This is a genomic window from Chitinophaga sp. RAB17, assembly GCF_052114225.1.
Lineage (GTDB): Bacteria > Bacteroidota > Bacteroidia > Chitinophagales > Chitinophagaceae > Chitinophaga.
In genome coordinates, this window is record NZ_JBFREI010000006.1 from 666,735 (window position 1) to 673,205 (window position 6,471).

Consider the following 6,471-nt stretch of genomic DNA (forward strand, 5'->3'; position numbering starts at 1 on the left):
TCAGCTTGTACCGCACTTGTGAAATGCTCATCTCCCTGTTATTTCGAGATGGGCTGTCAGTACTTTTCACGAAGGCGGCATATCATTATTAATTCCATCTTCTCATTTTTTTGGGTAGGAAAACTTTTTAGAAAAACCTCCGCAGTGGTTTGGATTATTCCGCAATTTAGATTTATATTTACCATAGAAATTCAGAATAAATTCAGTTTTTGTTCAGAATTTCTTCAACATGTGATGCTTTTAGCATCTTTTGTTGGCCTTATCATAAATATTTTTGCCTGACTATTCAGGCAATATTCTTTTTTGGCAAAGCGCCTTGATTCGATTCATGTTTCCCCATATTTGATCAAAGAGGTTGTCTTTTATTTTGTTGCCATAGTTGGTGAAATTCAGTTTAAAGTTGGTAATAAACTGTAGCACCAGCAGTGGACACTATCGTTATTGGGTGAACTGCATCTCACTGAGATTTTTATACAGACCATTATTTACATTTACCAGTTCCTTGTGTGTACCCTCTTCCACGATGGTGCCTTTATCGAGAACGATGATCTTGTCGGCCTGCCGGATGGTAGCGAGGCGATGGGCGATCACGATAGAGGTACGTCCTTCCATGAGTTTGTTGAGAGCATCCTGTACGAGTTTCTCTGATTCGGCATCAAGAGCGGAAGTAGCTTCATCGAGGATGAGAATGCGGGGCGCTTTCAGTACAGCGCGTGCGATGGCGATGCGCTGACGTTGGCCTCCGGACAGCTGAATACCTCTTTCTCCAACAATAGTCTGCAGTCCCAGCGGAAAGCGTTGAATAAATTCCCAGGCATTTGCTTTTTTTGCGGCAGTGGTCAGCTCCTCTTCGGTAGTATCCGGGCGACCGTAGGCGATATTGTCACCGATGGTGCCGCCAAACAGAAATACGTCCTGTGGAACTACTGCCATTTGGGAGCGTAGGGCGGAAAGTGGGATAGACCTGTTTGCACGGTTGTCGAATATAATATTGCCACCTACCGGATCATAGAGACGGAGCAGGAGGGAAACGACGGTACTTTTACCAGCGCCACTAGGTCCTACCAGGGCTATTTTCTGGTTTGCCGCAATATCAAATGACATATCCTGAAGTACGGGTGAGCTTTCGCGGGAAGGGTAGTGGAAAGTAATATTTTCGAAGGAGATATTGCCATGCAGCAGATGTTCGGGTGCAATCGCTTCAACAGGGCTGAGGGGTTCTGCCGGCTCATCAAGTATCTGTAACAGGTTTTCTGTGGCTCCCAAACTTTTTTGAAGTTGCGTATATATTTCAGCCAGTCCACCTATGGAGCTGCCGATGAGTACGGAGTATAATACAAAGGAAAATAGTTGACCCGGGTCTACACCAATAACAGCGCCTCTCCAGATCACGGCGATGAGAGCGCCAAATATGCCCATGATGATAAAGGAGGAAAAAGCTGCTTTATATTTACCGCTTTTCATGCCGATAGCTGCCGCTTCGTTGGTGCGATCCCGGTAGCGTTTCATTTCAAAGAATTCGCTGGCAAAAGCTTTTACGCTGAAAATTCCCTGCAGTGTTTCTTCCACTACGGTATTGGAGGAAGCTATCTGATCCTGCACGTCTTTGGCGAAGTGACGAATAAAGCGTCCGAAGATAACGGTGATGATCACCATAACAGGAAGAATTGCCAGCATGAACAGGGTTAGCTGGATAGAGGTAGTCATCAGCAGGGTAAGTCCGCCAATAATGATGATCAACTGCCGTATAAATTCAGCGAGGGTAGTTGTAAACGTTTCCTGGAGCAACGTGATGTCTGAAGATATCCTGCTGCTCAGTTCTCCTACACGCCTGGTGAGGAAGAAATTCATAGGGAGTTGGATCAGGTGATTGTATACGGTTTGCCGCAGCGTAGATAGTGTTTTTTCAGAAACGTTTACAAAAAGTACGGTGCGGAAGAAGGAGAATATAGCTTGCAATGTAAGGATGCCTAATAGCTGTAATCCAATGATATTGATGGCGTTGGTAAGATGACCTGCTTTGCTGATATCAATAAGGTTACCCAGCATTTTTGGGATAACGAGACTGGCAATACTTGATAGCAGGAGGAATAACATGCCGGTGCTGAATTCAAACCAGTGCGGACGAAGGTATTTAAGTAACCGCGATGCTTGTTTCGTAGCAGATGGCTGCGCTTTTTTAGCAGAATTGCTTTGCTGGAGGATTTTCATTTTTAATCTGGGAGTTTTTTCAACAATAACGATTTTCTTCTTATGGCTCCGGGATAATGATATACTGCGGGCCGGTTTTTACTGACCGTTTGAATACTGCCTATGCTGCTGGTGTATTGGATTTGCGGGTTTGAAATACATTTGTTGACGGGAAACTTTCAATGTTATAAATCCAATATAGTTGTTGTAACATACGGCTGGGTAATCAAAGGGAGCAGTGGCACATAATGAAACAAATATATCGGATTTTGTTATTGGTTGTATTTTTTTCGTGATGAAGTGTGTTATCTTCTTATTAAGCGGTATATGCATATGGTTATTTTATGCAGTTGCAGGTATGTTTCCAAAATGCTTACTGATAGCGCGTTTTGTCTGTCATAGTGTTGTGAATCTGCAATACGTATTTTGTTCTTTCGTTGCCCCGACATGAGTATTTTATTTTGTTGAATTAAATTTGTTTACTAAATTCGATTATCTGATAAGGCCAATAGAAGAATTTATTGTGAGAAAAATGATAGCCCTTAGCACCAAGGAAGCCCTCGGAATTTATAACCCTGAGCCAACAAATCCGCTCAAATTTGATTATGTAAAGTTGCTATACCCTTAGGAAAACTCTTACTACCACACGGAAGTAGTATTGTTAGCTAAATTTTCAATTCAGTCAGTCAGGTTAGCATTCAATTTAATTAAAGTGGAAATTATGGAGCCACTCAAGCGACAGCTATATCTTTCCGGCAGATTTTATTGTCAATATGGGCACCCGCGAATCTGGCAACTGATTGGTAAAATGAAAACTATGTCATACCCGTAAATGCTACTGTCATTAATGCTACTGTCATTATTGCTATGGATAAATTTTTACTCAGATCTTAAGAAAATCCTAAAATGAGCGTTCACATCACTGGATGGTACGTGATATACACGAGACCACGACATGAAAAAAAAGTTGCACTTCAATTATCCGATTCGAACATTGCATATGTTTTACCGACTACACGAATTTTACGTATATGGAAGGACAGAAAAAAATATGTTGATGCACCACTTTTTCCCTCTTATGTATTTGTCTACCTGGAGGATCTGGAAACCTATTACAGGATATTGACACTTGAAGGCGTATTGTATTATGTGAGGGCGGGCAAAGATGTCGCGAAAGTAAATGAGAATGTTATTCACAATATTTGTCTCATCACCAGGGAGGTGAGTGATACAGATATTGAAATATCAGACGACTATTTCCTTCCCGGCAAGCAGGTGATGATCAACGATGGTGTACTCTGTGGCCTGACAGGTGAAATAGTTGAAGTAAGAGGGGAACAGAAAATGCTGGTGAGAATGAGCATGCTCCAGAAAAATATCCTTGTCACAATACCCTGTCAATACCTGGCTGGTATTTCAACCTGACAGATTTTTTGCCAGTGTTTTTAATTCAAACGATAGTAAATAAAGAAAATCCGAAATTAAATCTTTATGTCATTCGCATAAAGCAACTCCGGCATCATTCATTTCAATGCCGGGTAAAATCAACCTGTAACATGCTGAGTATTTTATGATAACGCCACAGCCGGAGAAAGGTTCCCGGACTGGATGATGCAACTTTTCGTAAAGTACTGACTATTTACTACTCATTATTTACCGCCTGTGCGTCATAAATAATGTTAGCAGCGATAGCTTATTTAATACCGATATATATTATCCTGGTACATGGGAAAGCAATTTTATATAGTACCATGTATTGATGAATAAATGTTTTACTAATGGAGAAAATAAACCTTTTTTGTTTGCCATTTGCAGGTGGAAGCAGATATTCTTACAGGTTGTATGAAGATAACGTACCTGCTTTTATCAATATAATTCCGCTGGAATACCCAGGCAGGGGAACCAGAATGAGAGAGCCGCTGATGGAAGATATTGACGAATTATTACAGGACTTGTATCTCCAGATAAAGGATAAACTGGATCAGGCGGAATATGCTATTTATGGCCACAGTATGGGAGGACTTATGTCCTGTCTGCTTGCCAGAAGAGTTATCGAGAAAGGGCGTAAGCCTCCTCGCCACCTCTTTGTAACAGGTACTACCGGGCCATCTGCTACTTCAAGGACAGAGAAAAAACGACACCTGTTGGGTAAGGAAGCTTTTATAGAAGAAGTGAGGAATCTCAACGGCAGTCCCGATGAAATTTTGCAAAACGATGAACTGTTAAGCTATATCGAGCCAATCCTTAGAGCAGATTTCAAAGTAACAGAAAATTACATTCATGCCTCCGCCGAATCATTGGATATCCCAATTACAGTAATCACTGGTACGCGGGAAGACATGAAGCTGGAAGATATTCAACTATGGCAGAAGGAAACTAAAGCCCCTGTTGACTTCAGGCGTATGCCCGGACATCATTTCTTTATATATAAATACCCCTTCGAAATCATACAGATCATTGCTAAAAAATTACTTGTTCATTCCAAATCATAATCTTTATGAGTGACAAAAAAGTATATTTAAAACCAAACGTAGTATTGGAACCCTTATTTGACAGATGGTATGCATGGAGCCACCTGATTTCACCCGCAACGGCCGCTATGAATACGGTAGGAAGGCACCTTACCATCATGGATTCCTACCTGGATGATCCTAATATTCACGCAGAAGCAGTGCTCAATCCGAAAATGAAGGGCGGTCCGTTTATGGACCTTGGTGGTGGCCGCGTAGAAGAAGTGGAAACATTGAAGGCTACTATTCTGAAACGGCAGGAAAAAACCATACAGTTTGCAAAGGCTGTTAAGGAACTCGACAGAATACTGGTTGCAGAAGCCAAAGGTTTTGGACTGGAAGGGCTGTATGATAAAGTGCCTGAGATCCTGAAAGGATATGTGGAACTCTATTATGATCGCAACAACAATGCAGACTTCCGCTTCTTTGAATCACTGCTGTATAAAAGTGACTTCTATAATGAGAGTGCGCAAAGTGTGGCCCTGTGGCTTACCGATAATGACCATCGTCCATTCTGTCTTAGCACCCCACGCCTCGATGAGGCTGATGTGCTGCACCTGGCGATCCCTTTTGCCCACTCAGGTATTGATCACCTGTCTGCTATGAAGAGAAGGGCGCGCCCGCTGTCTGAAATAAAAAGTATCATGGGAATCACCGCTGACCAGGAAGCTTTATTCGAAACCTTTTTTACCGAAACACCACCGCCACCTTATAAAAAATATACCGGCGACAAGATCCGCATGCGCTATTTTGGTCATGCCTGTATCCTCGTGGAAACAAAAGATGTAAGTATCCTTGTGGACCCGCTGATCAGTTATTATGGTTATGATACAGACATAGAACATTTCTCTGACGCAGATCTTCCGGATGTAATCGACTATGTGCTCATCACACATAATCACCAGGATCACATCCTGTTTGAAACCCTGCTGCCGTTGCGTCACAAGATCAGGAATCTGATCGTACCGCGTACATGCAGTGGTAAAATGGAAGATCCGGATCTGAAGCAGATGTTTAATAACATTGGCTTCCGCAATGTGTTTGCGATGGATGAAATGGAAACTATCGAATTTACTGACAGTACCATTACTGCGCTGCCATTTACCGGTGAACACAGTGATCTGAACATCCTTACAAAATCCTGCTACCTCGTGCAGATCAGTGGTTTCAAATTATTGTTCCTGGCTGATTCCCGGATTGTGGAGTCTGCATTGTACAAACATATTCATGCGCAAATTGGTGATGTGGATGTATTATTCCTCGGCATGGAATGCGATGGTGCACCACTTACATGGCTCTATGGTCCATTGATCACCAAAAAGCTAACCAGGGATCAGGATGGCAGCCGCAGGCTCGCCGGATCTGATTGTGCAAAAGGCATGGCGCTTATTAATATTTTTAATCCTAAGGAAGCATATGTGTATGCCATGGGGATGGAGCCCTGGCTGGAATTCATCAGTAGCATCAAATACACAGATGAATCAAACCCTATTATTCAATCAAATAAACTGGTAGAACTCTGCCAGGCCAAAGGTATTATTGCCGAACGTCTTTATGGGGAGAAGGAACTGTTATACGACAGAAAAGAAGAACTTGTAAGCTAACAGCAATAGTTCCTGTTTTCCCCGATTGATTTTTCCTGACATTAATGACGCATTTTTCCGCCGTGTATAAATGCGATAGACCTGTTCTGTATCCGATACCGGATACGGAATAGGCATCGTATTTTCTGAACCTCAACCTCCTCTAATATTAAATACAAACTGAAAAT

General features: G+C 42.2%; 4 protein-coding genes. 3 read left to right on the forward strand and 1 reads right to left on the reverse strand.

The annotated features are described in order from the left end of the window. Window positions 1–438 precede the first annotated feature (438 nt). Window positions 439–2,211 (reverse strand): ABC transporter ATP-binding protein, encoded by a 1,773-nt coding sequence (locus tag AB4Z08_RS22225; protein WP_441575980.1) that lies wholly within the window; start codon window positions 2,209–2,211, stop codon window positions 439–441. Window positions 2,212–3,096: 885 nt separating this feature from the next. Between AB4Z08_RS22225 and nusG the strand changes: the two genes are divergently transcribed. The 3 genes from nusG to AB4Z08_RS22240 all read left to right on the forward strand — a co-directional run bounded on the left by nusG (window position 3,097) and on the right by AB4Z08_RS22240 (window position 6,304). Then, on the forward strand, window positions 3,097–3,615 hold the full coding sequence (gene nusG, locus AB4Z08_RS22230) for a transcription termination/antitermination protein NusG (protein ID WP_441575981.1): 519 nt from the start codon (window positions 3,097–3,099) through the stop codon (window positions 3,613–3,615). A 353-nt stretch (window positions 3,616–3,968) separates the two neighbouring features. Then, a complete protein-coding gene (locus AB4Z08_RS22235; protein ID WP_441575982.1) occupies window positions 3,969–4,682 on the forward strand; it encodes a thioesterase II family protein in 714 nt (237 codons plus the stop codon). A gap of 5 nt (window positions 4,683–4,687) precedes the next feature. Next, window positions 4,688–6,304: an MBL fold metallo-hydrolase gene (locus tag AB4Z08_RS22240; RefSeq protein ID WP_441575983.1), complete on the forward strand. Its 1,617-nt coding sequence runs from the start codon at window positions 4,688–4,690 to the stop codon at window positions 6,302–6,304. Window positions 6,305–6,471: the final 167 nt, after the last annotated feature.